Source organism: Micromonospora sp. IBSANI012, from assembly GCF_052814045.1.
In genome coordinates this window covers 396,686-422,754 of the sequence record NZ_CP199933.1, presented here as the reverse complement: position 1 = coordinate 422,754, position 26,069 = coordinate 396,686, and the positions used below count along the sequence as shown (strand labels likewise).

Genomic DNA, 26,069 nt, shown 5'->3' with positions numbered 1-26,069 from the left:
GACGTGCCCCCGGGCTGCCCGCTTCCCGCCGCCCGGAATCCCGAGGAAGAGCAGGTGCGTCGGCCGCACGTTAGCCGTCGCCGGCGGGGCCCCGCCATCCCAGCGCGCCGATCGTTTCCGAGCTGTGCCCCAGCCGCCACCAGGCGATTGTCCGGATCACCGGCCTTGCACCGGATCTCATCCGCCAACCGTCGTCCGAACGGCCGCCAGGAATGCCCGTCCGACCCCCGCGGGCCCGACTTCCGGTCGGTCGCGGTGGAAGGACCCGGGACGCGGCGCGGGGTGGGACGGCGACCCGTCCCACCCCGCGTCCACCGGCCTCGTCGCGGCCGGTCGATCCACTCCCGCCGGTCAGACGGTCGGCTTCTCGTCGCCCGGGGTCACCAGGACCACCCGCCGACGCCGCGCCAGCACGAACATCGCGCCACCGGCGGCCAGCACCACCGCACCGACGCCACCGATCAGGCCGGCCTGCGGACCGGTCACCGGCAGGCCACCGCCGCCACCCTCACCGCCGGCCGGAGCGACCACGATCACGGCGAAGTTGTCGCTGTTGTCGCTCGGGTCCACGTCCTCCGCCAGCCCGACCGGTGCGGTCGTGGTGAGGAACGAGGGCAGCTGGCTGGGGGTGTTGGTCAGGCTCCGCTCGGTGGCCGGCAGGGCGCCCCGCGAGCTGACCTCGACGGAGCCGTCGGTCAGGCTGACCGGAGCGGCGACGTCGGCCGCCACCTTCACCGGGAAGTAGCCGTACAGGTCGCCGCCCGGCTTGAGCCGGGTGACGCCACTCTCGCAGTCGGCGGTACGCCGGTCGGCGGTGTACTCGCACTCCTTCAGGTCCTTGCTGAAGGTGACGCCCTTGGGCAGGGACATCTTCAGGTCGACCCCGTCGGCGATCATGTCGCCCTGGTTGACGATGTACGCGAAGACGGTGGTCTCGTCGCCGGGGTTCAGGGTCGGCTTCTTCACGTCCGGCTCGCCGTTGGCCCGCCAGAAGACCTGGGTACGGACGTCCGGCGCCAGCACCAGCAGGTCGACGCCGTTCTCGGTGGTGAACTCCACCTGGGTGGTCCGGGAGTTGTTCGCGGGGTCGGTGTCGTTCTCCGACTGGATCTGGAACGTGACTGGCGCCGAGTAGTCGCCCGTCATCGCGTCGGTGTCCTTGAACACGAGCGCCGGCAGCTCGACGGTCGCACCCGGAATCGGGATCTCCCGCTCGGTCAGCGCGCACAGCCACGTGCGCCGCCCGTCGATCGTGGCCTCCTCGCACTGTTCGAGCAGGGGTACGACGTCCACCTTGGCGGAGTCCAGCTTGGACACGTCGACGGCGAGCACGACGTCGGTCGGAGTGTTCTCACCCTTGTTGGAGAGCTTGACGAAGGCGGCCTTGCCCTGGGTGTCCGCCGCGACGCGGGTGCCCGCGACGTCCAGCGACAGGTCGGTGGCCGAATTGTCGGCGTACGCCGGGGTGCCGAGGACGGTGAACGCGCCGGAGGCGAGCAGCGCGACGGCGCCCAGCCGCGCCAACGGGCGGTTACGGAAGATCATGGAAGGCTTCCCCCCGTGGGAAAGACGACAGGTACGCCGCAGGCTAGCGGCGCATCATCCGCCGCGCTGTCCCGTGCGCCGTCCGGTCATCATTCCGACCGCCGCCGATCCGTCCCCGTGGTGTCGGCTCCGGTCGCCGCCCGTCAGCGGGCGTCGACCAGCGGCAGCGACTTACCGGCGCCGCCGCCGGGCATGGCGATCGAGGAGAAGTGCGAGACCACCCGCTCGTCGGTCGGGTCGTCGGCCGGGGTGTGGTGCACCGCGAGGCGGTGGTAGAGGGTGTCCCGCTGCGCGGGGATCCGGCCGGCCGAGCGGATCATGGCGATCAGCTCGTGCAGGTTGGAGCGGTGCCGCGCGCCGGCCGAGGAGATGACGTTCTCCTCCAGCATGATCGAGCCCAGGTCGTCCACGCCCATGTGCAGCGAGAGCTGGCCGACGTCCTTGCCGGTGGTCAGCCAGGACGCCTGCAGGTGCGGCACGGTCTCGAAGAAGAGCCGGGCCACCGCGACCAGCCGCAGGTACTCCAGCGTGGTCGCCTGGGTGCGGCCCTTGAGGTGGTTGTTCTCCGGCTGGTACGTCCACGGGATGAACGCCCGGAAGCCCTGGGTGCGGTCCTGCACGTCGCGGATCATCCGCAGGTGCTCGATCCGCTCGGCGTTGGTCTCGCCGGTGCCCATCATCATCGTCGCGGTCGACTCGATGCCCTGGCGGTGGGCCAGCTCCATGACCTCCAGCCAGCGCGCGCCGGACTCCTTGAGCGGGGCGATGGCCTTGCGCGGCCGGTCGGGCAGCATCTCGGCGCCGGCGCCGGCGATCGAGTCCAGCCCGGCCGCCTTGATCCGGGCGATGGCCTCGTCCAGGCTCACGCCGGAGACCTTGGCCATGTGCAGGATCTCGCTCGGCCCGATCGAGTGGATGGCGAGCTGCGGGTACGCCTTCTTGACCGAGGAGAAGAGCTCCTCGTAGTACTCGACGCCGTAGTCCGGGTGGTGGCCGCCCTGGAGCATCACCTGGGTGGCGCCCAGCTCGACCGCCTCGCCGCACCGGCGCAGGATCTCCTCGGTCGGGTGGGTCCAGCCCTCCTTGTGCTTGGGGGCCCGGTAGAACGCGCAGAACTTGCACGCCGTCACGCAGACGTTGGTGTAGTTGATGTTGCGGTCGATCAGGTAGGTGACGATGTTGTCCGGGTAGCGCCGGCGGCGTACCGCGTCCGCCGCCTCGCCCAGCGCGTGGAAGGGCGCCTCGGTGTAGAGCAGCAGGGCCTCCTCGGGCGTGATCCGCCCGCCGTCCGCACCGCGCTGCAGGATGTCGTCGATCTCCCGGCTCACCGTCACGCCTCCGAGCCTACGTCGGCCCCCGGCGGCACCGCACCGGGCACCGCCACCGGTGACCCGCGCCCCACGAGCGGGGACCGGGCCGGCACGCTGGGCTCACCGGCGTTCCCACAGCGTGTAACGGAAGGTGAGGACGCGCGTCACGACGTCCGGCGGGCTCTCGACGGTGAGCATCGCGCAGCGGCCGTCCGCGGTCCGTACGCAGAGGTCCGTCCCGGCCGTCAGCTCGTGCACGCCGTCGATCGTCCCGTCCCAGCTGTCGGCCTCCAGGCACCGCCGCACCTCGTGGTCGGCGCCGGGGCCCACGACGGCCAGCTCGCCGGGCTCGCGGACGCCCAGCCGGTCGGCCCGCTGGGTGAGCAGAAGGTCGGCGCCGGGCGCGAGCTCGCCGCCCGCGACCCCGCGAGCCAGGTCGAAGCTCTGCCCGTCGGCGAGGGCGAGCCGCTCGCCGCCACCCACCTGGACCCAGCCGGTGGGCGCGACCGGCCCGGTACCCGTCGGAGGGGCCTCGGGCGGCCCGGCACCCGTCGGACGGGCCTCGGGCGGCCCGGTACCGGTCGGCAGGTTGACCACGACGAGCACGGCCAGCACGGTGGCGACCACCACCGCCGCCACGGTGCGGTACGACCACGGGCCGGCACCGAAAAGCCTCGCGACCCGACCTGCGATGTCCCGGGACGGCCCACCGTCGGACCGGTCACTATCGCCCGCCGGCCCGTCCGGGTCGCGAGCCGGCCCGTCCGGGCCGCCCGCCGGCCCGTCCGGGCCGCCCGCCGGCCCGTCCGGGCCGCCGGCCGGCCCACCGGTCACGGTCGGCAGCCGCCGGCCACCATCCGGCGGCCGAGGGGACATCCAGCCGCTCCAGGCCCGCGCCTGCGCGCCGGCGATCGTCAGCAGCAGCGCGAGCACCCCGGCCCAGAGGTTCGCCCGGTCCAGGCCCTGCCGGAGCAGGAAGGCCACCAGCGCGGCCGAGCCGGCGATCAGGGCCACCGCGGCGACGGTCGATCCGGGCGGGCGGGCCATGGCCCATCATGGCACGCGAGGCCGGCCCAACCCAGTTACCGTCATCGATTGTTTATCCGGCGGCAACCGGCAGGCGTCAGGCGTCGTAGTCGACCGTGAGCCGGTCGGTGGTCGGGCTGGACTGGCAGGTCAGGACGTACCCGGCGGCCACCTCGTCGGGCTCCAGGGCGTAGTTGCGGGCCATCGTCACCGCCCCGTCGACGACCTTCGCCTTGCAGGTGGAGCAGACGCCGCCCTTGCAGGCGTACGGCAGCTCGCCGCGGACCTTGAGCGCCGCGTCCAGCACCCGCTCGTCGCGTCCCATCGTGAAGCTCGACGACCGGCCGTCGAGCAGGATCGTCACCTCCGCCCCGGCGCCGGGTTCGTCGCCGGGGCGGCGCACCGGCTCCGGCGGGGCGTCGACGTGGAACAGCTCGGTGTGCACCGCCGACTCGGGCAGGCCGCGCCCGGTCAGCAGCTCCCGGGCGGCCACCACCATGCCGAACGGGCCGCAGAGGAACCACTCCTCGATGGCGTCGCCCGGCACGATGGTCTCCAGCAGCCGGCCCAGCCGCTCGGCGTCGATCCGCCCCGACAGCAGCGGCGACTCGCCCTGCTCGCGGGAGAGCACGTGCACCAGGTGCAGCCGGGTCGGGTAGCGGTCCTTCAGGTCGGCCAGCTCCTCGGCGAACATCACCGTGTTGGCCGTGCGGTTGCCGTACACCAGGGTGAACGTGCTGGCCGGCTCGACGGCCAGGGCGGTCGCGACCAGCGAGAGCACCGGGGTGATGCCGGAACCGGCGACGACCGCGCCGTAGTGCCGGACCCGCTCCGGCGCGAACGCCGTGGTGAAGTGCCCCAGCGGGGGCAGCACCTCGATGGTGTCGCCGCCGCGCAGCGCCCCGCAGGCGAACGCGGAGAACGCGCCGCCGGGGATCTCCCGCACGCCGATCCGCAATCGGCCGTGCCGGGCCAGCTCGTCCGGGGTCGAGCAGATCGAGTACGACCGCCGCACGTCCGCGCCGTCCGCGCCCTCGCGGCGCACGGTGAGGTGCTGGCCGGCGGAGAACGCGAAGGTCTCCCGCAGCTCCTCGGGCACGGCGAAGGTGATCGCCACGGCGTCGTCGGTGAGCCGGTCGATGGCGGCGACGGCCAGCGGGTGGAAGGCCGGCCGGCGGCGGACGGGTCGGGTGATGGTGACAGTCACAGCGCCTTCAGGTGGTCGAAGGGTTCGGAGCAGGAGCGGCAGCGCCAGAGTGCCTTGCACGCGGTGGAGCCGAAGCGGCTGACCTGCTCGGTCTCCGGGGAGCCGCAGCGCGGGCAGCGGACGGCCAGGGTCAGCGGCACCACGGTCGCGGTCCGGGCCGGGGCGGGCGGGGCGATGCCGGCGGCGGCCAGCTTGGCCCGCCCGCTGTCGGAGATCCAGTCGGTGCTCCAGGCCGGGCTGTAGACCGTGCGCACCTCGGCGTCCGGGTGACCGGTGGCGGCCAGCGCCCGGCGGATGTCCGCGCGGATCACGTCCATCGCCGGGCAGCCGGTGTAGGTGGGGGTGATGGTCACGACGACCCGGCCGGTGGCCGGGTCCTCGTCGACCGCCCGCAGGATGCCGAGCTCGTCGATGGTGATGACCCGGATCTCCGGGTCCACCACCGCCGCCACGGCCGCCCTGGGGTCAGTCACCACCGGGCTCCGGGGTGCGCGCGGTGCAGCACCTGCATCTCGGCGAGCAGGTACGACAGGTGCTCGGTGTGTACGCCGGCGCGCCCGCCGGCCGGCGCCCAGCCGGTCTCCGGGCGGGTCAGCGTCGCCTCGTCGAGCACGGCGGACACGGTGGCGTCGAAGTCGGCCCGCAGGGTGGCCGGGTCGACCGGCGCCGCCGGATCCGCCGTGAACAGCTCGTGGTGGTACGGCCAGACCTGGTCCAGCGCGGCCTGGGCCCGGCGGTGCGACTCCTCGGTGCCGTCGCCGAGCCGCTTCACCCACAGCGAGCTGTGGTCCAGGTGGTAGGCGGACTCCTTGCGCGCCTTGGCGCCGATCGCGGCCAGCCGCTCGTCGGCGCACCCGGCCAGCGCGGTGTAGAGCGGCAGCTGGTACGCCGAGAGCAGCAGCAGCTTCACCATGGTCACCGCGAAGTCGCCGTTGGGCAGCTCCACCAGCAGACAGTTGCGGAACTCGCGGTCGTCGCGCAGGTACGCCAGCGCGTCCTCGTCCCGGCCGGCGCCCTCCAGCTCGCCCGCGTACGACAGCAGCAGGCGGGCCGCGCCGAGCTGGTCGAGGGCGATGTTGGCCAGCGCGATGTCCTCCTCCATCTCCGGCGCGCGGGTGGCCCACTCGCCGAGCCGCTGCGCCGCGACCAGCGCGTCGTCGGCGAGCGCGAGGGTGAAGTCGAAGGGGCCGTTCACAGGTGCGCCACCCCGTCCGGCACCTCGTAGAAGGTGGGGTGGCGGTAGACCTTGTCGGCCGCCGGGTCGAAGAAGGCGTCCTTCTCGTCCGGGCTGGACGCGGTGATGGCGCTCGCCGGCACCACCCAGATCGACACCCCCTCCTGGCGGCGGGTGTAGAGGTCGCGGGCGTTGCGCAGGGCCAGCTCGGCGTCGGGGGCGTGCAGGCTGCCGACGTGGGTGTGCGACAGCCCGCGCCGGGCCCGGACGAACACCTCCCACAGCGGCGAGGATTCCTTGCTCATGCGGCCACCTTCTCCCTCTGCTGCGCCCGCTTGGCGGCGTACGCCGTTGCGGCCTCACGTACCCAGGCGCCCTCGGTGTGGGCGCGGCGGCGGTGTTCCATCCGCTGCCGGTTGCACGGGCCCTCGCCCTTGATCACCCGCATCAGCTCGTCGTAGTCCGGCTGGGTGTAGTCGTAGGCCTGGCGCTCGTCGTTCCAGCGCAGGTCGGGGTCGGGCAGGGTGAGGCCGAGGATCTCGGCCTGCTGCACGCACATGTCGACGAAGCGCTGGCGCAGCTCGTCGTTGGAGAAGCGCTTGATCTTCCAGGCCATCGACTGCGCGGAGTGGGTCGAGTCGCCGTCCGGCGGGCCGAACATCGCCAGTGACGGGTACCACCAGCGGTCGACGGCGTCCTGGGCCATCGCCTTCTGCGCGGGGGTGCCGTGCGCCAGCGTGTGCAGGATCTCGTAGCCCTGCCGCTGGTGGAACGACTCCTCCTTGCAGACCCGGATCATCGCCCGGGCGTACGGGCCGTACGAGCAGCGGCACAGCGGCACCTGGTTGACGATCGCGGCGCCGTCCACCAGCCAGCCGATGGCGCCGACGTCGGCCCAGTTCAACGTCGGGTAGTTGAAGATCGAGCTGTACTTCTGCCGCCCGTTGAGCAGCATCTCGACCAGTTCGTCCCGACTGATGCCGAGGGTCTCGGCCGCCGCGTAGAGGTAGAGCCCGTGGCCGGCCTCGTCCTGCACCTTGGCCAGCAGGATCGCCTTGCGCTTGAGCGAGGGGGCCCGGCTGATCCAGTTCCCCTCGGGCTGCATGCCGATGATCTCGGAGTGCGCGTGCTGGGCGATCTGCCGGATCAGCGTCCGGCGGTACGCCTCGGGCATCCAGTCGCGCGGCTCGATCTTCTGGTCCGCGTCGATGACCTCGGCGAAGTAGGCCGCCAGGTCCGCACCGGGCTCCGGGGCGCCGCGCCGACCGCGCGCCGCCGCCTCGCGCAGCGCCGCCTCGGCCGCCTCGACCTGACCGAGCAGGTCACCACCGGGAGCGTCCCCCTCGGCGGCGAAGTCGTTGCCATACATGGTCCAAGTGTTACAGCTCATCCCCGATGACACCAGAGGGTGTAACAGGATTGCGAGAAGCCTTTGCGTCACCGGACAGCCGCTCTGGGTGGACACCTGCACCGGCTCTACGCTGTGACATGCATCACTTGCCGAAGATGAATCCCCCCAAGGGCGGCATACCTGCTGTTTATCCCGGGTTCACGGCAAGTTGCCGTGCGTCGAGTTCTGGCGAGTCGCCGGTCCGGACGTAGACTTCCCCCGGTCACCACCGATCGGCTGCTGACGATCGCCCCCACGACGACGGCCGTCCCCCGGCCTCAGCGGTCGAGCCGACCCATGCGGAAACAGCCGGTCCCCCCGGCCCTGACATCTGGAGCTCACCCACTCATGCGATCCCGCGTGACCATGGTGCTCGCCGTCCTGGCGGTCCTGCTCGGCGCCGGCCTGCTGGTGCCCACCGCGTACGCGAAGCTGGCCGGCGACGCCGGCGGCATCGGTGGCGGCGCGGCGGAGCAGGTCCCCGCCCCGACGCCCACCCCGCCCCCGCCGCCGACGCTGGCCGCCGGCCCGGTCTCGGTGAACTTCAAGGGCGAGTTCTTCGGCTGGGCCCTGATGGACCGGCAGACCGGCACGGTCGCCGGTTCCAAGAACATGGCCTCGACCAGCTCGACCGAGTCGATGCTCAAGGCCTGGATCGTCTCCGACTACCTGCGCCAGCTCGGCGACAAGGAGCCCTCGGCCGCGCTGAAGAAGGACGCGAGCCTCGCGATCCGGGACAGCAACGACGACGCGGCGAACCGGGTCTACAAGGCCGCCGGCGGCTCGTACAAGGTGCCGGCGGGCGGGCAGCCCGGCCCGGTGGTCAAGCGGGCGATCAGCATCTGCGGCCTCACCGACACCAGACGCGGCAACGTGCCCGGTTACGAGGGCTGGTGGAGCTTCACCCGGATGTCCCCCCGCGACGCCGTCAAGCTCGGCGACTGCATCGCCGACGGCAAGGCGGCCGGCCGCAAGTGGACCAAGTGGGTGCTCAACGAGATGGCCCAGGTCCGCGGCAGCGTCAAGGTGCAGCAGGCCAGGTCCGGCGGCGGCAAGTGGGGCATCGTCGACGGCCTGCCCGCCGAGATCAAGGAGCAGGGCCCGGTCGCCATCAAGAACGGCTGGACCCCCCTCAACTACGACGGCAACTGGCACGTCAGCTGCCTCGCGGTCACCGACAAGTGGAGCCTCGCGGTGATGCTGCGCTACCCGCAGGGCAACAATCCGAAGAATCCGGAGTACGGCGCGAAGGTCTGCGCCAGCGTCGCGACCCAGCTGGTCACGCCGCAGCCCGGTGCGGCGCTGAAGGTGCCGCAGCAGCCGGTCGGGAAGCTCTGATGGCCGGCAGCCGCCGTGGGGGCCGGCGGAACGCCACGCCGCTGACACTGGCCGCCGTCGCCGCCATCCTGATCGGCCTGGTACTGGTGTCGCTGCGGCTGCTGCCCGGCTCACCGCTGCAGTCGGCCGCCGCCTCGCACTGGGGCGAGGCGACCCCGGACCGCTCCACCGGCGAGCCCACCGACCGCAGCAACCGCCCGAAGCCGACCCCGTCCCCGACGCCGTCGCTGGAGCCGCTGCCGTTCGCGGACGAGCAGATCGACCTCGACCTCAAGGGCTGGTACGCCTGGAGCGTGCTGGACACCCGGACCGGGAAGATCATCGGCTCGGAGAACATGGACGAGACCAGCACCACCGCGTCGCTGATCAAGTCCTGGATCGTCGCCGACTACCTGCGCCGGGCCGACGACGCCGGCCAGCAGCCGAGCGGGGCCAAGCTCGCCGAGGCCACCCGGATCATCCGGGACAGTGACAACACCCTCGCCGAGAAGTTCTACAACAGCGTCGGGCGGTCCCCCTCGATCAAGCGGATGGTCTCCATCTGCAAGACCACCGACAGCAGCCCGGCCGCCGACGGCGGCTGGAGTCGGACGAACCTCTCCCCCCGGGACACCGCCCGGCTGGGAGCGTGCATCAAGGACGGTCGGGCGGCGGGCCCGAAGTGGACCAACTGGCTGCTCAACGAGATGCGCCAGGTCCGTGGCGCGGGCGACTTCGGCATCCGCAAGGCGTTCCCGGCCGCCGAGCAGAAGACCATCGCCATCAAGAACGGCTGGGTCGACCGGACCCGCGAGCAGGAGATCCACATCAACTGCCTGGCCATCGGCGACAACTGGACGATGGGCGTGATGGTCCGCTACCCGATCGGCATGGGCTACGAGTACGGCATGAAGAACTGCCAGAAGATCACTGAGGCGGTGCTCCGGTCGGGCACCTGAGCCCGTTGCCCGCCGTCTCGCCGATGTGGCGGTGTCCCCTCACCCGGGGCACCGCCACATCGTCGTTCTGGTGTCGATCAGCCCGTCGGCGCGGTCAGCCGGCGAAGAATTCGGGACCGCCGTCCGGCAGCGCCGGAGCCTCGCCGATCGCCGCGGCCCGCCGGGCGAACTCGCGCAGCCCGGCCACCTGCCGCTCACCGAGGGAGAAGTCGAGGGTACGGAAGTACGTGGCGAGGGTCGCCGCGTCGAAGGGCTCCCAGCGGGCGGCCGCCTCGGCCACCTGGTCCAGCTCGGCCAGGCACAGGTCACGGGAGCGCAGGAACGCCTCGTGCACCTCCTTGACCATGCCCGGGTGGGCGGCGGCGAAGTCGCGGCGTACCGCCCAGACGGCGAAGACCATCGGCAGTCCGGTCCACTCCCGCCAGGCCTGCCCGAGGTCGGTGACCTCCAGCCCCCGGCGCGGGGCCTCGTAGAGCGCGCGCAGCGCCACGTCGCCGATGAGCACGCCCGCGTCGGCCTCCAGCAGCATCTGGGTCAGGTCCGGCGGGCAGCGGAAGTATTCGGGGCGGACGCCGTACCGCTCGCCGAGCAGGAGCTGGGCGAGGAGCACCCCGGTACGCGAGGTGGAGCCGAGCGCGACCCGGCCGCCGTCCAGCTCGGTGAGCGGCTTCGTGGAGACCACGTTGACCGAGAGCACCGGCCCGTCGCTGCCGACCGCGAGGTCGGGCAGGAGCAGCAACTCGTCGGCGTGCCGCAGGTACTCCACCTGCGAGATCGGCCCGATGTCCAGGTCACCGGCGACCAGCGCGGCGCTCAGCCGGTCCGGCGAGTCCTTGTGCAGGTCGACGTCGAGCAGCGCGCCGGAGCGCATCAGCCCCCAGTAGATGGGCAGGCAGTTCAGGAACTGGATGTGCCCGACCCGGGGGCGTGCCACGCGTTCAACCATGACCCGACCGTAGCCCCGTGCTCCTCGGCCTGCTCAGCGGCCCGGCACCGGAGTGGCCAACTCCGCATCCACCGCCCGTCCACCGGGCTCGGCCGCCGCTGCCGGCGCGACCGGGCCGACGGCCGATCCCGCCCGCCGGACCGCGCGGACGACCACGGGCACGAACGCGAGCACGACCAGCAGGCCGGCGGCCCCGGCCACCGCGATCAACGGGCGCGGCGGCAGCACCGCCAGCAGCGCGCCGCCGGCCAGGTACCCGGCCATCGAACCGCCCTGGACGGCCGCGCCGTAGGTGGCGTAGGCCCGGGCGCGCAGCGCCTCGGGGGCCCGCCGGGCGGTCAGCACGGTGGCGAAGACGTTCTCCCCGCCGTTCGCCGCGCCGCCCACCAGCCAGAGCGGGACCAGCAGTCCGGCCGCCGGCACGGCCGAGGCGAGGACCACCATCAGGCTGCAGCCGCCGAGGGTGGCCAGCACCCCGTACACCAGGGCGCCGTCGTCGGTGAGCCGGCGGGCCAGCCGCGCGGCGAGCCAGCTGCCCGGCAGCATGCCGGCCATCCAGGCCGCGCCGACCAGCCCGTAGATGGTGGCCGAGCTGTCCAGCGTGTCGCGGATGAAGAACACCTCGATCACGTTGATGCCGCCGATCGCGGCGATCACCGCGGCCGTGGTGACGACCATGGCCAGCAGCAGCGGGTCCCGGCGCAGCCGCCAGGCCGGCGCCGGTCCGGTGGTGGTCGCGGCCGTGGCGGTCGCGGTCCGCCGGCCACCCCGGCGGGTACGCAGCAGCAGGCCGGCGACCACCAGCGCGAGGTAGCTGGCGGCGTCCAGCAGCAGCGGTACGCGGGTGCCGAACTGCCCGACCAGCAGCCCGGCGAGCACCGGGCCGGCGAGCGCGCCGAGGGAGACGGCGGTCTGGTTGACCGCGCTGGCCCGGGGCAGGTCGTCGGGATGCACCATCGCCGGCAGCAGCGCGGCCAGGCAGGGCTGGGTGACCGCGAGCCCGCAGGCGAGCAGCGCGACCAGCCCGATGACCAGGATCGGCTGCTCGGCGAAGGCGAGCAGGGCGCAGAGCCCGGCCTGCACCAGCCCGACGCTGACCAGCAGCCGGCGGCTGTCCACCCGGTCGGCGAGCCGCCCGGCGAGCGGGGCGAGCACCACCAGCGGCAGCGTGGCGGCCAGCAGCAGCCCGGAGACGGCGAGCCCGCTGGCGCCGGCGGCCTGGAGGGCGAGCGCGAGCGCGGTGGCGGCGAGGAAGTCGCCGCAGATGGTGGTGCCGCGCGCGGTGGCGGCCAGCCAGACGTCGGACCACCGGGAACCGTCAGATGCGAAGGACATACTTCGAAAATAATCCTTCACACCTGATCGACTCAACCCCCTTTCGCCAGCGGCACCGCCTTGTACTGAATCGCCACCGAGCGCGCCCCGGCCGGCGGGTCGGCCCGCCGCTTCACCTGCCGGTACGGCGCGAACAGGGCGAGCACGGCCTCGTTCAGCTCGGCCAGCTCGGCGGCGGTGAGCAGCAGCAGCGAATCGCTGAACAGCGCGACGCCGTACCACTCGGGGGGCTCGTCCCCGGCGCGCCGCAACCAGTCCCGGGTGCGCTCGGCGTCCCGGGCGGCGTGCGCCTCCACCAGTGCCTGCTCGGCGGCGCGGGCCTCCGGGCCGGCGCCCTGACCCGCGTCGACCATCCAGTTGTGGCTGAAGGTGCGCCAGACCCGCTCCCGCGCGTCGCCCCGGCTGGGCGCCTGCTCCACCAGGCCGGACTTCGCCAGCGCCCGCAGGTGGTAGCTGGTCGCGCTCGGCGACATGCCGACGACCTCGGCGCACTCGGTGGCGGTCGCGCCGCCCTCCCGGCTGTTCAGGTGTTCCATGATCGCGATTCGGGCCGGATGGGCCAGCGCCCGCATCACCTGCGGGTCGCTGATCGTCATCCGGCGCTGCTCGGGCCGCGCCTCCGTCATCCCCCCATGATCCCGCCCCACCGCCCGGCGGGACCAGCGCCGGTCCGTCCGGCATGGCCGGCCGTCCAAAGCCGGGCCTGCCGTCACCCGGGCGGCACGCTACGAATCTGATGACGCGAACGACTCAACCGGGCCCCGCGTGACCACCGCCCGCACCCGCGCCGCGCTGGTGAATCGTCTGCGACATCAGATTCGTAGCACCGCGCAGGCACCCACGGCACCGTCCCCGGCCCACGCCGGGCGGTGTCGTCCCGAGGCCGGCCAGGTGGGGTCAGTAGGCCGGGCGGCGTAAATGCGTGGCCGCCGCCGACGGTGAGGCGTAACGTGGAGCGCCGCGCGCGAACCGCGCGCCTCTTCCTCACCGGGCACAGCCGGTACCGCGTCTGACGGAGCGCCGGGCGGCCCAGGTCAACCGATCACACGAACGCCACCGGAAGGTCGCCTCGGATGACCCGTGCCGCCACGCCCACCACCGACCCCGTCCGGCCCACCACAGCCGCCGACACCGACCCGGCCGACACCCTGGACGCCCAGCTCGCCGCCGAGCGGGCCCACCTGGACACCTCCCGCGCCGCGCTGCGCCGGATGCGCGAACGCGCCGAGGCCCTCTTCGCCACCGGCGACAAGGTCGCCGGGGACGCCTACACCGCCGAGCAGCTCGGCCGGCACATGGCCCGGCGGGTCAAGGAGCTGGCCGACGACCCGACCACCCCGCTCTTCTTCGGCCGGCTCGACTTCGGCCACACGGATCCTGACCATGCCGGCCGCGATTACCACGTCGGCCGGCGGCACGTCACCGACGACCGGGGCGAGCCGCTGGTGCTGGACTGGCGGGCCCCGGTCTCCCGGTCGTTCTACCGGGCCAGCGCCCGGGACCCGCAGGGCGTCGCCGTGCGGCGGCGGTTCGGGTTCAGCGGCGGCGCGCTGACCAGCTTCGAGGACGAACGCCTCGACCGGGGCGAGGAACTGGGCACGGCCAGTCGGATCCTCACCGCCGAGATCGAGCGCCCGCGCGTCGGCCCGATGCGCGACATCGTCGCCACCATCCAGCCCGAGCAGGACGAACTGGTCCGGGCCGACCTGGCCGACTCGATCTGCGTGCAGGGCGCGCCGGGCACCGGCAAGACGGCCGTCGGGCTGCACCGGGCCGCGTACCTGCTCTACCTGCACCGGGAACGGCTGCGCCGCTCGGGAGTGCTGATCGTCGGGCCGAACCGGGCGTTCCTGTCGTACATCGCGGCGGTGCTGCCGGCGCTCGGCGAGGTCGAGGTCGAGCAGGCCACGGTCGAGGACCTGGTCACTCGGGTGCCGGTGGGCGCGATCGACCACCCCGCCGTGGCCACGCTGAAACACGACGTCCGGATGGCCGAGGTGCTGCGCCGGGCCGTCGACGCCCACATCGGCGCGCCGACCGAGCCGATCATGGTGTCCGACGGCTCGTTCCGCTGGCGGATCGGCCTCGACCCGCTGCACCGCGTGGTCGAGGAGACCCGCCGGGAGGGCCTGCCGTACGCCACCGGCCGCGATCGCGTCCGGGCCCGGGTGGTGGGGCTGCTGCAACGCCAGGCCGAGGCGCGCCGGGCCGAGTCACCCAGCGACGCCTGGCTGCGCCGGATGGCCAAGGCCCGGCCGGTCACCGCCTTCCTGGGCGCGGTCTGGCCGGCGCTCACCCCGGAGGGGCTGGTGCACACGCTGCTCGGCGACCCGCAGGTGCTCGCCGCCGCCGCCGACGGGCTGCTCACGGCGGAGGAGCAGGCGCTGCTCGGCGGCACCGGCAACGCCGCGCGGACCGGGACGAAGCTCGGGCGCACCCCGAGGACGACGAAGTGGACCGCCGCCGACGCGGTGCTGATCGACGAGGCCGCCGGGCTGATCGAACGGCCCGGCGGCTTCGGGCACGTGGTGGTCGACGAGGCGCAGGACCTCTCCCCCATGCAGTGCCGGGCCATCGCCCGGCGCAGCGAGCACGGCTCGATCACCCTTCTCGGCGACCTGGCCCAGGGCACCGCCCCGTGGGCGGCCACCGACTGGCGGGAGTCCCTGACCCACCTGGGCAAGCCGGACGCGGTCGTGGTGCCGCTGAGCGTCGGGTTCCGGGTACCGGCGGCGGTGGTCGCGTTCGCCAACCGGCTGCTGCCCGCGCTCGCCGTCGACGTACCCCCGGCGCGGTCGCTGCGCCGCGACGGCGCGCTGGACGTGCGTACCGTGACCGACCTGGACGCGGCGACCGTGGCCGAGGTGCGGGCGGCGCTCGCGCACGACGGTTCCGTCGGCGTGATCGCCGCCGACGACGCGGTGGACCGGCTCCGCGCGGCGCTGGCCGCCGCCGGTGTCCCGACCGCCACCGCCGACGACGTCGAGACCGCGGAGCGGGTCACCGTCGTCCCCGCGACGCTGGTCAAGGGCCTGGAGTACGACCACGTCGTGGTCGTCGAGCCGGCCGCGATCGTCGCCGCCGAACCGCGTGGCCTGCACCTCCTCTACGTGGTGCTGACCCGGGCGGTGTCCCGGTTGGCCGTGCTGCACACCGCGCCGCTGCCCGCCCCGCTGACGGACCCGGCCGGCTGAGCGGGCCGGCGCGGGCGCACGGGGCGGCGGGGCTGGCGCCCGAGGGGTACAACCGGAGTCGGTAGGTCCATTCGGTTCCGCAACCCCGAGGAGCCCCGATGATCCTGGCCCGCGCCGAGCAGGCCACCCGCCGGTACGGCGACGTGCTCGCCCTCGACCGGCTCGACCTGGAGGTACGCGCCGGCGAACTGGTCGGCCTGCTCGGGCCGAACGGCGCCGGCAAGAGCACCCTGATCAACCTGCTGGTCGGGCTGCGCCGTCCCACCGCCGGCCGGGTGGAACTCTTCGGCGGCGATCCCCGCGACCCGGCGTCCCGCCGGCACCTCGGGGTCACCCCGCAGGAGACGGGCCTGCCCGGCACGCTGCGCGTCGGCGAGGTGGTCGACTTCGTCGCCGCGCACTTCCCCGACCCGGTGCCCAAGGCCGAACTGCTCGACCGCTTCGGCCTCACCGCGCAGGTGAAACGGCAGACCGGCGGCCTCTCCGGCGGCCAGCGCCGGCGGCTCGCCGTCGCGCTGGCCTTCCTCGGCCGGCCCCGGCTGGTGGTGCTCGACGAGCCGACCACCGGGCTGGACGTCGAGGCGCGGCACACCCTCTGGGAGGCGATCCGCGCCTTCCACGCCGACGGCGGGACGGTGCTGCTGAGCAGCCACTACCTGGAGGAGGTGGAGGCGCTGGCACACCGGGTGGTGGTGATGGGCCGGGGTCGGGTGCTCGCCGACGACACGGTGGCGGCGGTCCGCGGCATCGTCGGCGTACGGCGGGTCAGCCTGGTCGCCGACGCGTTGCCCGCGCTGCCCGGCGTGGTCGGCACCACCCACACCGACGGGCGTACCCACCTGCTCACCACGGACGCCGACCAGCTGGTGCGCGACCTGGTCACCGCCGGGGTGGCCTTCCGCGACCTGGAGGTGCGCCCCACCTCGCTGGAGGAGGCGTTCCTGGCCATCACCGCCGACGACGGGTCGACCCCCGCCCAACCCACCACGGTCTGAGAGGGGCACCCGTGCAGCTCGCCCTGGTCCACGCCCGCTACCAACTGCTGGAGATCATGCGGATCCCGGTCGCGGTGGTGGGCAGCGCGTTCTTCCCCGCCGCCTCGATGCTCTTCTTCGTGGTGCCGTTCACCGGGGACGACCCGACCGCCGCCACCTACGCCACCACCGCGATGGTCACCTTCTCGGTGCTCACCGCCAACATCTTCCAGTACGGCGTCGGGGTCTCCGAGGACCGCGCGCTGCCGTGGAACCCGTACACCCGGACGCTGCCGACCGGTCCGGCGGCGCGCTTCGCCGGGCGGGTGCTGGCCGGCCTGGTGCTGACGTACCTGTCCATGCTGCCGGTGGTGGTGATCGCGGCGGTGGCCACCTCGGCCCGGGTCGGTGCGGTGGAGTTCCTGCTCGGCGCCGCCACGGTGGCCGTGATCTCGGTGCCGTTCACGCTGATGGGCCTGGCCATCGGGTACGCGCTGCCGAGCAAGGCGGCGATCGTGGTCGCGCAGGTGGTCTTCTTCCCGCTGGCCTTCGGCGGCGGGCTGCTCTCCGGCCCCGACACCGCGCCCGGCTTCATCCGGGCGATCGCCCCGTACCTGCCCACCCGGGGTGCGGTGGAGCTGATGTGGGCGGCGGTCACCGACTGGTCGCCGGACCCACGGGCGCTGGTCTCGCTGGGCGTCTGGGTGGTGGCGCTGGCGGCGCTCGCCGGTTGGGCGTACCGGCGGGACGAGGGTCGCCGGTACGGCTGACCTTTCGTCCGTTTCCCCCGCACCCGACGGCGGGACGGTGCCAGGATGCCGGCAGGGCGTGCCGTCGACGGCCGCCACCGGCGGAAAGGGGCCATCGTGAGCGGCGTCGAGCCCGGCACGCCCTGCTGGGCCGACCTGGCCACCCCCGACCTGGCGGACGCGAAGCGCTTCTACCCCGAGCTGTTCGGCTGGACCGGCCGGGTCTCGCCGCAGCCGGAGGCGGGCGGCTACACGGTTTTCCTCAAGGACGGCCGGGCGGTGGCGGGCGCGGGACCGCCGGCCACCCCCGACCAGGTGCCGATCTGGTCCACGTACGTGGCCACCGACGACGCCGACCTGGCCGCAACCCGCGTCGAGTCGGCGGGCGGGCAGGTGCTGGTCGCCCCGTTCGACGTCTTCGACCAGGGCCGGATGGGAGTCTTCGCGGACCCGGCCGGCGCGGTGTTCAGCGTCTGGCAGCCGATGGCGATGAGGGGTGCGGAACTCTTCAACGTCCCCGGCGCGATGTGCTGGAACGAGCTGGTCACCCCGGACCCGGAGGGTGCGAAGGCCTTCTACGAGCTGGTCTTCGGCTGGCACCCGGAGGACGAGCCGATGGACCCGGTCCCCTACACCGGCTGGCGGTGCGGGGCGCGGATCGTGGCCGGCATGATGCCGCCACTCGGCGACGACTTCCCCGCCGACCTGCCGGCCTACTGGTCGGTCTACTTCGCGGTGGCGGACACCGACGCGACCGCCGCCCGGGCCGCCGCGATCGGCGGCACCATCCTCGTCCCGCCCCGGGACATCCCCCAGGGCCGCCTGGCCGCCCTCCGCGACCCGCAGGGCGCCCTCTTCTCCGTCATCACCCTCCCCTGACCCCGTCGTCGGCGATCCGGCGCGCCCGGTCGGCGGTCCCGAGACCGTCCCGCGGCGGCGCGGGGTCAGTGGGGGCGGATCGGCACCACCAGCGGGCCGTGGTCGCCGTCGATGACGCGCACGTGGGCGCGGTAGTACGTGGCGAGGAGTTCCTGGGTGAGCACCTCGCGGGGCGGGCCGGCGGCGACCACCCGACCGTCGGCGAGCAGCACCAGCCGGTCGGCGTACTCGCCGGCGACGGAGAGGTCGTGCATGGTGGCGAACACGGTCAGCCCGTGCGCCCGCCGCAACTGGTCGACCAGCTCCAGCACCTCCTGCTGGTGGCCGATGTCCAGTGCGCTGGTCGGCTCGTCCAGCAGCAGCAGGGTGGCGCCCTGGGCGAGCGCCCGGGCCAGGAAGACCCGCTGCCGCTCGCCACCGGAGAGGGTGGCCAGCTCCCGGCCGTGGAACGCGGCCAGGTCCAGCCGGTCCAGCACCTCCCACACGGCGGCCAGGTCGGCGGCGGACTCCCGCCCCAGCGGCGGGATGTACGGGGTGCGGCCGAGCAGGACGTAGTCGAGCACCGACATCCCGGCCGGCACCGCCGGGGACTGGGCGACGGTGGCCACCACCCGGGCCCGTTCCCGGGGGCGCAGCGCGCGCAGCGGCGTACCGAAGAGGGAGACGGCGTGCGGCGCGGGCAGCAGGCCGCCGACGGCGCGCAGCAGGGTCGACTTGCCGGCGCCGTTCGGGCCGATCACGGTGACCCACTCGCCGGCCGCGACGGTCAGGTCGACCCCGGCGAGGATGGGCGCACCGCCCAGCCGCACGTGCAGGTCGCGCACCTCGACGGCGGGCGTCATGACAGCACCCGCCGGGAGGTGCGCAGCACCAGGACGAAGAACGGGCCGCCGAGCAGCGCGGTGACCACGCCGATCGGGATCTCGGCCGGGGCGGCGACGGTGCGGGCCACCACGTCGGTCAGCGCCAGGAACGCGCCGCCGAAGAGCATCGACAGCGGCAGGATGACGCGGTAGCTGGACCCGGCGAGCAGCCGCACGGTGTGCGGGACGATGATCCCGACGAAGCCGATCAGCCCGGAGGCGGAGACCGCCGCCGCGGTGCCGAGCGAGGCGGCGGCGATCAGCAGGTAGCGGGAGCGCTGCGGGTGCAGCCCGAGACTGGCCGCCTCGTCGTCGCCGAGCGACAGCACGTCCAGCTCGCGGCGGTGCAGCAGTACCACGACCGCGGTGAGCGCGAAGTACGGCAGGACCAGCAGCACGTCGTGCCAGCCGGCGGTGGCGAGCCGGCCGAGCAGCCAGGAGTAGACCAGCTGGATGCTGTCCGAGTGCCGTTGCAGCAGGTACGTCTGCCCCGCCGAGAGGAACGCCGAGACCGCCACCCCGGCCAGGATCAGCGTCGCCGGGGACCGGCCGCGCGCGCCGGCCACCCCGAGCACGTACGTCATCGCCACCGCGCCGAGCGAGCCGACGAACGCGGCCAGCGGCACGGTCAGCGACAGCCCGGTCAGCGCCGCACCAGCCGCGCCGAGGGAGATCACCGCGGTGACCGCCAGCCCGGCGCCGGCCGCCACGCCCAGCAGGTACGGATCCGCCAGCGGGTTGCGGAACACCCCCTGGTACGCGCCGCCGGCCAGCGCGAGCAGCGCGCCGACCAGCAGGCCGAGCACCACCCGGGGCAGCCGCAGCTCGGTGACGATGGCGATCTCACCGGCGGTCAGGCCGCTGTCCAGGTGCACCCCGGGCAGCAGGTTGAGCAGTTCGGCGGCGACGCTGCCGGGCGGCAGGCTGACCGGGCCGAGCGACACCCCGGCGACCACGGCGACCAGCACCGCGACCAGCCCGGCAGCCAGCCAGCGCCGGCGCAGCCCGGCCGGCCTGGCCGTACCGGAGGTCGCCGGTCCGGGGACCGGCGGCGCGACCGACGGACGGCCGGGATCCGACGCCGAGGCCGGGCCGTCCGACGCGGGGCCGGCGGGTTCGCGGGAGGCGGGCACGCCGGTCGGCCGGGACGCGTCGGGCGTCCCGGCCGATCGGGATCGCGTGGGTCGCACGGTCACCGGCGGGGAACGGTCACGCCGGCACCTTGGCGACCGCGTCGACGACCGTACGGAGCTGGTCGACCACCCGCGGACCCCAGCGCGAGGCGATGTCGTCGTCGAGGACGACCACCTGGCTGTTCTTGACGGCAGCGATGCCGGCCCAGCCGCTGCGGGCCTTGACCGTCTCCGGGGTCTGCTGGCAGCACTTGGTGTCGGCCAGGAAGACGAAGTCCGGGTCGGCCTTGACGATCACTTCCTGGGAGAGCTGCGGGTAGCCGCCGTTCTTCCCGTCGGCGTCCGAGGCGTCGGCGATGTTCTCCAGGCCGGCGAGGGCGTAGATCGAGCCGATGAAGGTCTTGCTGGTCGCGGTGTAGAGCTCCGGGCCCAGCTCGTGGTAGTAGGTCAGCTTCTCCGACCGCTGCGGCAGGTCCTTGACCAGCTTGGCGATGTCGTCCTTCATCCGCTTGGTGACGTCGGCGGCCTCGGCCGGGTGACCGGTCAGCGCGCCCAGGTCGGTGATCTGCCGGTAGGAGTCGTCCAGGGTGGCCGCCGCCGGGGTGAGCAGCACCGGGATCTTCAGCGTGGTGAGCTGGTCGACGATCTTGTTGGTGTCGTTGGAGAGCACCACCAGGTCGGGCGTCTTGGCCGCGATCGCCTCGGCGTTGGGCTGGAAGCCGGACAGGTCGCTCTTCGGCGCCTCCGGCGGGTAGTTCGAGTTGTCGTCGACGGCGGTGACCTGCTTGCCGGCGCCGATGGCGAAGAGCATCTCGGTCACGCTCGGCGACAGCGAGACGATCTTCTCGGGGCGCTTCTCCAGCGTCAGCTTGCCGACCGTGACGGGAAAGGTGGCCGCCGCGCTGCTGCTGCCGGCGGCGGGGGTGTCGTTCGAGGTCTTCTCGGCGCAGGCGCCGAGGGTCAGTGCGGCCACCGCGAGGGTCGCGGCGAGCAGCCGGGGGGTACGTCCGGACATCTGTCCTCCTGTCGGTCGAGGAGCGTGGTGCTTCGCCGACAGGAACCTGCGTACCCGTCCGCGAGGCGCCCTTCCTCGAAGGCGCGTGTCGCGACCACCGACGCAGGCGACCTGGCTCGTCCCCGCGCGGGGCGGGGCATCACAGTTGCGGGACAGCGCCGGTTTCGCACCGGCTTCGCTGCGGTTGGTCGGAGCCACGGTAGCGCACGACCAGCGGAGACCGTCCGGACGGGAGGGGCGGGTGGGGCCCCGTCGGGGGTGGAACGGGACCCCACCCGGCTATCAGGAGCTGGTGATGGTGACGTTGTCCACAGCCGCCTCGACCAGGCTCGCGCCGGAGGCGTCCGCCGCCTCCACCACGATCCGCACCGACTGCCCGGCGTACGGCGTCAGGTTGAGGTTCGCCACCGCCCAGGCGGCGTCCCGGTCGGTGGCCCCGCCCGCCTGGTTGAGCAGGGTGGTGGTGCCGCCGTTGTGGACCACGCTGACCCGCAGGTAGTCCGCCGACGAGGCGTTCGACCCGTGCGCCAGGTACCAGGCCAGCGAGAGGGTGAGCGTGCCGGTGGCCGGCAGGGTCACCGCCGGGGAACGGGCGCTGGTCACCCCGCCGTCGACGTCGTGGTCACCCGCCGCGGTGCCGGCGAGCCGGCCGGTGACCAGGTCGTTGGCGCCGGCGTACGGGACGAGCTGCTTGGCCCCGGAGGAGTTGGTCGCCTGAGCGGCGCCCCGCTCCCAGGCCCCGGTGGTGGCGGTGTCCGTGCCGGCCGGGTTGGTGGTCCAGCCGGTGGCCGTCTCGAAGGTGTCCGACCAGACCGTGGTGCTGCCACCGCCGCCGCAGTACTGGGACTGCTTGCCGATCGCCCGGTACGGGCAGTCGGCGTACTCGGAGAGCAGCAGCACCGCCTCCCGGTTGCGGGAGGTCTGCGCGGGGATCACCTCGTCCGGCGGGTAGAAGCCGCCGCCGGTGGCCGAGCCCGGGTACATCTCGAAGGTGTACGCCCAGATGCCGTGGGCGGCCCACATCCAGTCGATGCTGGTGCCGTCGGCGATGTAGAGGTCGCTGGACTGCTCCGGGGTGTAGCCGTTGGTGTTCGCCATCTGCTGGCCGATGGTGGCGAAGGTGCTGTACTGGTCGGCGCTCATCCCGGTGGGGGTGTTCGCGGTGGTGTAGCCGAACGGCCAGAGCACCAGCTGCGAGTAGGTGTGGAAGTCGATGTTGGCCTTGATCTGCTGCGTCCCGCCGACCACCCGGCTGTTGACGAAGTTGCGCAGCGCCTGGGTCTCCGGGGCGGAGAAGGCGGACGGGCCGCGGTACGTCTCCGACGAGGTGGTGCCGGACGAGCCGCCGCAGCAGCCCCACTGGTACGACCAGTTCCGGTTCAGGTCGGTGCCGACGGCGGTGGAGCCGCTGTTGGGCTGCCGGTTCTTCCGCCAGGAGCGGTACGAGCCGGTGGCGATGTCGTACTCGCTGCCGTCGGGGTTGACCGTCGGGACGATCCAGATCTCCCGGGAGTTGACGATGTTGGTGATCCGGGAGTCGCTGCCGTAGCTGTCGGTGAAGAGGTTGAGCAGGTAGATCGCCATCTCGACGGTCAGGTGCTCCCGGGCGTGCTGCTGGGCGTTGAAGAGGATCTCCGGTTCGTTCTCGTCGGTGCCGACGTTGTCGGAGATCTTCACCGCCATCAGGTCGCGGCCCTCGTACGACGTACCGATGCTGATCTTGCGGGCGATGGCCGGGTGGTCCGCGACCGCCTGGTTCACGACGGCGGTCAGCTCCGCGTAGTCGTGGTAGTTGGAGTCGGCCGGCGGGAAGGCGAGGGTGCCGGCCTCGTCGGCGGGGGCCGGCGCGGGCTCGGACTCCAGCCGGAAGCCGAGCCGGGTGATCGCCGCCGCCTCGGCCCGGGTGGCGGAGACGTTGCAGGATGCCGTGCTCGGAGTAGTCGATCGCCGCGCCGGTGCGGGCGACGGCGTTCCGGTCGGCCAGGGTGCGTGGTCCGAGCACCCGGTAGCCGGCGGCGGCCGGTTCCGGGTCCGGGGCGGGACGGGCGGAGACCGGCCCGGCGGCGACGGTGACGAGGCCGAGCCCGACGGCGACGGCCAGCGCCAGCCGGCGGCGGAGTGGGGACGTGCGGAGGGCCATGGACAACCTCCTCGGGGTACGGGAGATCCCGTTGTCCGCACACTTCACCAGGAGTCACATGGTCATATCAACATTCATCACTTTCATGGTCCATCTCAGCCAGATCCTCCTGCTGGCAATAATTTTCCATGCCTCGACATCTGGCGGAACTTCCCTCCGAGCGGGACAGTGAACGGCAAAGGTTCCTCACCTCGCGGAGTTGCCATGGCCAGCACATCCCTGCGCGCCGTCGCCCTCGCCGGCGTCGCCGCGCTCACCCTCCTCGGCACCGCCGTTCCGGCCCAGGCCGACAACAACCTGCCCGTCGTCGCGCACGACGAGCAGATCACCTTCCAGGAATGGTCCAGCCACCCCGACTGGCGCTCCGGCAGCCACCAGGGCACGTACGCCATCCCGGGCCACCGCACCGGGATCACCATCGACCGTCCCGCCGGGACCACCACCTTCACCGACCCGCACGGTGGCGCCACCCGCACCTGGGAGTACGCCACCTGGACCTCACCGCAGACCCAGATCGGCTTCGACGCCACCGAACTGGTGGCCTCCTGGAACGCGGAGACCCCGGCGGGCACCTGGATCCAGGTCGAACTCCAGGGCACCTACAACACCGGCGCCGCGACCCCCTGGTACGTGATGGGCCGCTGGGCCTCCGGCGACCAGGACATCAAGCGGGCCACCCTGGACGGTCAGGGCGACCCCTGGTCGACCATCTGGACCGACACGTTCTCCATCGACGACGCGAAGGCGGGGGTGCTGCTGCGGTCGTACCAGCTGCGGCTCAACCTCTACCGCGCGCCCGGCCAGGCGGCCTCCCCCCGGGTCCGGATGCTCGGCGCGATGAGTTCGAACGTGCCGGACCGGTTCACCGTCGCCCCCAGCAAGGGCGGCATCGCCTGGGGCACCGAGCTCCCCGTGCCGGCCCGGTCGCAGATGATCCACCGGGGCAACTACCCCGAGTGGGGCGGCGGCGGGCAGGTCTGGTGCAGCCCCACCTCGACCACCATGGTGCTGGAGTACTACGGCCGCGGCCCGTCGGCCGAGGACCTGTCCTGGGTCACCCCCGGCTACACCGACCCGCAGGTCGCCCACGCCGCCCGGATGACCTGGGACTACGAGTACGAAGGCGCCGGCAACTGGCCGTTCAACACCGCGTACGCGGCCAGCTTCCCCGGCATCGACGCCCGGGTGACCCGGCTGCACTCGCTGGACGAGGTGGAGCGCTTCATCGCCGCGGGCATCCCCGTCATCACCTCGCAGTCCTTCCTCGGCACCGAACTGGACGGTTCCAACTACGGCACCTCCGGCCACCTGTTCGTGGTCGTCGGCTTCACCGCCGACGGTGACGTGATCGTCAACGACCCGGCCTCCTCGTCCAACGCCGAGGTGCGCAACGTCTACAAGCGCGAGCAGTTCGAGCAGATCTGGCTGCGCACCAAGCGGTACCGGGCCAACGGCACGGTGGCCGGCGGCTCCGGCGGCATCGCGTACCTGATCAAGCCGGCCCACCGGCCCTGGCCGACGGTGCCGGGCTCCACCAACTGGTAGGGACCGACGCGACGGGCCCGGCACGGAGTTCCGTGCCGGGCCCTTCGGTCGAATTCGCGGGTCGGGTCGTCTGTCCTCAGTGGGACGGGGCGAACGGCGCGGGCGTCTCGGCCGCCTGCTTCCGCCGACGGACCGTGCGGACGATGATGATCACCCAGGCCACCGCGGCGACCACACCGGCCAGGGTCAACCCGGTGACCAGCAGCCAGGTGGACCCGCCCGTGGTGGAGAAGACGCCCTTGCGGGCACCCGTGTCGCGCGCCGGGGCCGGGTCGCCCTGGGCCAGCCCGTCGGGCGCGTCGTAGAGGATGACGTCGGTGCGCCGGGCACCGCCGTCCGTGGCCACGAAGTCCCCGTGCCACTCGCAGTTACGCCGTCCGCATTCCTCGTTCACGGCCGTGAAGGTTCCCGCCGTACCGCTGCCGCCCTTGGCCTGCCAGGCCGGCACGAGGTCGCTGGCGCCCAGCATCAGCCCGATGCCGGCGATGACCGGCAGCCCGATCCAGACGAAAACCTTCGTCCGCCACCCGTTGATCTTTTCCATGGCGGCAGACCCTAGCGGGGCGCTTCCGATTCCGCTGCCCCGGCGCTACCTAACCCTCGCGGTGCTGGTCGGGCTGGTCGGGCTGGTCGGGCTGGTCGGGCTGGTCGTCGCCGGCCAGCGCCGACCGGAGCCGCTCCTTCTCGGCGCGCCGCCGCTCGGCCGCGACGGCCATCTCCTCGGCCATCTCGTCCCGCCAGCCGCGCAGCAGGAAGAACGAGGCGGCGGCGGAGAACGCCAGCGCCAGCATCAGCTTGAGGAAGATGTTCATGTCGACCGGCCAGAGGGCCAGCACGATCACCACGAACAGCCCGATCCGGCCCAGCGTGTACTTGACGGCCGCGCTCACGTTCCCACTCCGTTCTCCGCCGCCGGGGTGACCCGGGCCGGGTTCAGCCCGTGCGTCGGGCCAGCCAGTGCACGCCATGGAACCAGAGCACCGCGTACACCAGGGTGAACGCGAGGGCGGCCAGGCCGCCGGTGAGCAGCGGCGCCAGGCCGGCCGCCACCCCGGCGACCAGCAGCCCGCCGACCACCGCGACCACGGCGGCGACCAGCGCCGCCACCACCCGGGCCGCGCCGAACTCCCAGGCCCGGAAGTCGTCCCAGTACAGCCACGCCGGCAGGATCACCGCCAGCCAGCCGTTGGTGCGCCCGAACTCCCCCGCCCCGATCGACGCGAAGGCCCAGTCGAACAGCACCAGCGCCAGCATCCCGATGACCCACCCGGCGAGGCTGACCCCGAGCAGGTCGCCCAGGGTGAGGACGCGCCCCTCGGCGTCCCGCCGGGGGAATCCGCTCCGCTGCTCGGTCATGGTGCTACGAGG

Annotated in this window: 24 protein-coding genes, 1 pseudogene and 1 riboswitch; of the genes and pseudogenes, 7 read left to right on the top strand and 18 right to left on the bottom strand. The window is 73.2% G+C overall.

All coding sequences use genetic code 11. The features are described from left to right. Positions 1 to 351 precede the first annotated feature (351 nt). From ACTWM8_RS02090 to paaA, 8 genes are all read right to left on the bottom strand, one after another. Positions 352 to 1,545, bottom strand: coding sequence for an LPXTG cell wall anchor domain-containing protein (locus ACTWM8_RS02090; RefSeq protein WP_446212310.1), 1,194 nt, complete (start codon positions 1,543 to 1,545; stop codon positions 352 to 354). Between the two features lie 143 nt (positions 1,546 to 1,688). Continuing rightward, on the bottom strand, positions 1,689 to 2,879 hold the full coding sequence (gene mqnC, locus ACTWM8_RS02085) for a cyclic dehypoxanthinyl futalosine synthase (RefSeq protein ID WP_377609752.1): 1,191 nt from the start codon (positions 2,877 to 2,879) through the stop codon (positions 1,689 to 1,691). A gap of 96 nt (positions 2,880 to 2,975) precedes the next feature. Next, a complete protein-coding gene (locus ACTWM8_RS02080) occupies positions 2,976 to 3,902 on the bottom strand; it encodes a hypothetical protein (protein WP_446212309.1) in 927 nt (308 codons plus the stop codon). 76 nt (positions 3,903 to 3,978) lie between these two features. Next, positions 3,979 to 5,088: a 1,2-phenylacetyl-CoA epoxidase subunit PaaE gene (paaE, locus tag ACTWM8_RS02075; protein WP_446212308.1), complete on the bottom strand. Its 1,110-nt coding sequence runs from the start codon at positions 5,086 to 5,088 to the stop codon at positions 3,979 to 3,981. Further along, a complete protein-coding gene (paaD, locus tag ACTWM8_RS02070) occupies positions 5,085 to 5,561 on the bottom strand; it encodes a 1,2-phenylacetyl-CoA epoxidase subunit PaaD (protein ID WP_238447717.1) in 477 nt (158 codons plus the stop codon). The genes paaE and paaD overlap by 4 nt, the downstream gene beginning before the upstream one ends. Continuing rightward, on the bottom strand, positions 5,558 to 6,283 hold the full coding sequence (paaC, locus tag ACTWM8_RS02065; RefSeq protein WP_446212307.1) for a 1,2-phenylacetyl-CoA epoxidase subunit PaaC: 726 nt from the start codon (positions 6,281 to 6,283) through the stop codon (positions 5,558 to 5,560). The genes paaD and paaC overlap by 4 nt, the downstream gene beginning before the upstream one ends. Next, positions 6,280 to 6,567: a 1,2-phenylacetyl-CoA epoxidase subunit PaaB gene (gene paaB, locus ACTWM8_RS02060; RefSeq protein WP_088959289.1), complete on the bottom strand. Its 288-nt coding sequence runs from the start codon at positions 6,565 to 6,567 to the stop codon at positions 6,280 to 6,282. The genes paaC and paaB overlap by 4 nt, the downstream gene beginning before the upstream one ends. Next, a complete protein-coding gene (gene paaA, locus ACTWM8_RS02055) occupies positions 6,564 to 7,631 on the bottom strand; it encodes a 1,2-phenylacetyl-CoA epoxidase subunit PaaA (protein ID WP_446212306.1) in 1,068 nt (355 codons plus the stop codon). Before paaA ends, paaB begins: the two co-directional genes overlap by 4 nt. Before the next feature lie 369 nt (positions 7,632 to 8,000). On the opposite strand from paaA, the gene ACTWM8_RS02050 reads away from it, so the two are divergent. After that, a complete protein-coding gene (locus tag ACTWM8_RS02050; protein WP_446212305.1) occupies positions 8,001 to 8,990 on the top strand; it encodes a hypothetical protein in 990 nt (329 codons plus the stop codon). Beyond that, positions 8,990 to 9,928, top strand: coding sequence for a hypothetical protein (locus ACTWM8_RS02045; protein WP_446212304.1), 939 nt, complete (start codon positions 8,990 to 8,992; stop codon positions 9,926 to 9,928). Before ACTWM8_RS02050 ends, ACTWM8_RS02045 begins: the two co-directional genes overlap by 1 nt. A 94-nt stretch (positions 9,929 to 10,022) precedes the next feature. Here the strand turns inward: ACTWM8_RS02045 and ACTWM8_RS02040 are convergent, their stop codons facing one another. The 3 genes from ACTWM8_RS02040 to ACTWM8_RS02030 are packed head-to-tail and all read right to left on the bottom strand — an operon-like array spanning position 10,023 to position 12,835. Then, positions 10,023 to 10,874: a menaquinone biosynthetic enzyme MqnA/MqnD family protein gene (locus ACTWM8_RS02040; RefSeq protein ID WP_446212303.1), complete on the bottom strand. Its 852-nt coding sequence runs from the start codon at positions 10,872 to 10,874 to the stop codon at positions 10,023 to 10,025. Between the two features lie 33 nt (positions 10,875 to 10,907). Continuing rightward, positions 10,908 to 12,209: an MFS transporter gene (locus ACTWM8_RS02035; protein ID WP_446212302.1), complete on the bottom strand. Its 1,302-nt coding sequence runs from the start codon at positions 12,207 to 12,209 to the stop codon at positions 10,908 to 10,910. 32 nt (positions 12,210 to 12,241) lie between these two features. Beyond that, entirely contained in the window at positions 12,242 to 12,835 is a 594-nt protein-coding gene (locus tag ACTWM8_RS02030) for an ArsR/SmtB family transcription factor (RefSeq protein WP_446212301.1), read from the bottom strand. Between the two features lie 447 nt (positions 12,836 to 13,282). Between ACTWM8_RS02030 and ACTWM8_RS02025 the strand changes: the two genes are divergently transcribed. The 4 genes from ACTWM8_RS02025 (at position 13,283) to ACTWM8_RS02010 (ending at position 18,005) form a co-directional block, all read left to right on the top strand. Beyond that, positions 13,283 to 15,403 (top strand): HelD family protein, encoded by a 2,121-nt coding sequence (locus ACTWM8_RS02025; protein WP_446212300.1) that lies wholly within the window; start codon positions 13,283 to 13,285, stop codon positions 15,401 to 15,403. 98 nt (positions 15,404 to 15,501) lie between these two features. After that, on the top strand, positions 15,502 to 16,398 hold the full coding sequence (locus ACTWM8_RS02020) for an ABC transporter ATP-binding protein (RefSeq protein WP_446212299.1): 897 nt from the start codon (positions 15,502 to 15,504) through the stop codon (positions 16,396 to 16,398). Between the two features lie 11 nt (positions 16,399 to 16,409). Then, on the top strand, positions 16,410 to 17,147 hold the full coding sequence (locus tag ACTWM8_RS02015) for an ABC transporter permease (RefSeq protein ID WP_446212298.1): 738 nt from the start codon (positions 16,410 to 16,412) through the stop codon (positions 17,145 to 17,147). A 96-nt stretch (positions 17,148 to 17,243) separates the two neighbouring features. Then, positions 17,244 to 18,005, top strand: coding sequence for a VOC family protein (locus ACTWM8_RS02010; RefSeq protein WP_446212297.1), 762 nt, complete (start codon positions 17,244 to 17,246; stop codon positions 18,003 to 18,005). 65 nt (positions 18,006 to 18,070) lie between these two features. On the opposite strand, the gene ACTWM8_RS02005 is transcribed toward ACTWM8_RS02010, so the two are convergent. The 4 genes and pseudogenes from ACTWM8_RS02005 to ACTWM8_RS01990 all read right to left on the bottom strand — a co-directional run bounded on the left by ACTWM8_RS02005 (position 18,071) and on the right by ACTWM8_RS01990 (position 23,156). Then, a complete protein-coding gene (locus ACTWM8_RS02005) occupies positions 18,071 to 18,847 on the bottom strand; it encodes an ABC transporter ATP-binding protein (protein ID WP_446212296.1) in 777 nt (258 codons plus the stop codon). Beyond that, on the bottom strand, positions 18,844 to 19,872 hold the full coding sequence (locus tag ACTWM8_RS02000) for a FecCD family ABC transporter permease (protein WP_211364517.1): 1,029 nt from the start codon (positions 19,870 to 19,872) through the stop codon (positions 18,844 to 18,846). The genes ACTWM8_RS02005 and ACTWM8_RS02000 overlap by 4 nt, the downstream gene beginning before the upstream one ends. 205 nt (positions 19,873 to 20,077) lie before the next feature. Then, positions 20,078 to 21,016 carry an ABC transporter substrate-binding protein gene (locus tag ACTWM8_RS01995; protein WP_446212295.1) on the bottom strand — a complete coding sequence of 313 codons (939 nt, stop codon included), beginning with the start codon at positions 21,014 to 21,016 and terminating at the stop codon, positions 20,078 to 20,080. A gap of 110 nt (positions 21,017 to 21,126) precedes the next feature. Beyond that, a riboswitch (cobalamin riboswitch) is annotated at positions 21,127 to 21,190 on the bottom strand. 108 nt (positions 21,191 to 21,298) lie between these two features. Next, positions 21,299 to 23,156 (bottom strand): annotated as a pseudogene (locus ACTWM8_RS01990) (M14 family metallopeptidase). Positions 23,157 to 23,360: 204 nt separating this feature from the next. On the opposite strand from ACTWM8_RS01990, the gene ACTWM8_RS01985 reads away from it, so the two are divergent. Beyond that, on the top strand, positions 23,361 to 24,701 hold the full coding sequence (locus ACTWM8_RS01985; protein ID WP_446212294.1) for a peptidase C39 family protein: 1,341 nt from the start codon (positions 23,361 to 23,363) through the stop codon (positions 24,699 to 24,701). Positions 24,702 to 24,777: 76 nt separating this feature from the next. On the opposite strand, the gene ACTWM8_RS01980 is transcribed toward ACTWM8_RS01985, so the two are convergent. From ACTWM8_RS01980 to ACTWM8_RS01970, 3 genes are read right to left on the bottom strand one after another with little or no spacing between them, the layout of a single operon-like run. Then, positions 24,778 to 25,245 (bottom strand): hypothetical protein, encoded by a 468-nt coding sequence (locus tag ACTWM8_RS01980; RefSeq protein WP_446212293.1) that lies wholly within the window; start codon positions 25,243 to 25,245, stop codon positions 24,778 to 24,780. Positions 25,246 to 25,294: 49 nt separating this feature from the next. Then, complete coding sequence (locus tag ACTWM8_RS01975; protein ID WP_446212292.1) at positions 25,295 to 25,591, bottom strand: DUF4229 domain-containing protein; 297 nt, start codon at positions 25,589 to 25,591, stop codon at positions 25,295 to 25,297. A gap of 43 nt (positions 25,592 to 25,634) precedes the next feature. After that, positions 25,635 to 26,057, bottom strand: coding sequence for a hypothetical protein (locus ACTWM8_RS01970; protein WP_238450234.1), 423 nt, complete (start codon positions 26,055 to 26,057; stop codon positions 25,635 to 25,637). Positions 26,058 to 26,069 lie beyond the last annotated feature (12 nt).